At 57.4% G+C, this 559-nt stretch carries 1 protein-coding gene; it reads left to right on the top strand.

Annotated features, from left to right (window positions below):
- Positions 1-125: 125 nt before the first annotated feature.
- Positions 126-559: ATP-binding protein (locus tag ACXJ7R_RS35995; protein WP_457155924.1), on the top strand; the 434-nt coding region annotated here is incomplete at its 3' end.

Here is a 559-nt window from a genome sequence, read left to right as displayed (position 1 = left end):
ACACTCACCTATATGCGGTTTGCACGCAGATTGGTGCTGATGCCGCCCCCGGCGGAGTGCCAGAGCCGCCACTCAACACACCTCTCGACCTCGACGGAGCTTCTCAACTCTCAGGTTTTCGGTGGATGACCATTGTGTTGTTCGGAGAGGCGATGGGGAAGCGGTTTGAACGAGGTGTCGGCCAGTACCCAACTGTGGGTGACGAGGTGCACTTGGTTACAAAGGATGATCTGGAAGTCATCTATGGTTGGTCCCAAGGTAAGAAGGGCACCATTTCAGTAGGTCAGATAGCGGGCGCTTCAGGAATTAGCGCGGACGTAAGTATTCCGGGACTCGTAAGCCGACACAGTGCCATCGTCGGTTCGACTGGCTCCGGTAAGTCCAACCTGGTAGCGGTGTTGCTCGAAGCCGCCTCGTCTGGGAGTTTCCCCAATGCGAGAATCGTTGTCATCGACCCGCACGGCGAGTACGCTTCAGCGTTGGGTGATCGTGCGTACGTGTTTCGGGTGCGACCGGATACAGCCGCGAGCGAAAAGCACCTCTACGTGCCCTATTGGGC

It is taken from the genome of Mesorhizobium sp. P5_C1 (genome assembly GCF_054049815.1).
The sequence above is the reverse complement of the archived record's forward strand: the minus strand, read 5'-3'. Positions and strand labels throughout refer to the sequence as shown.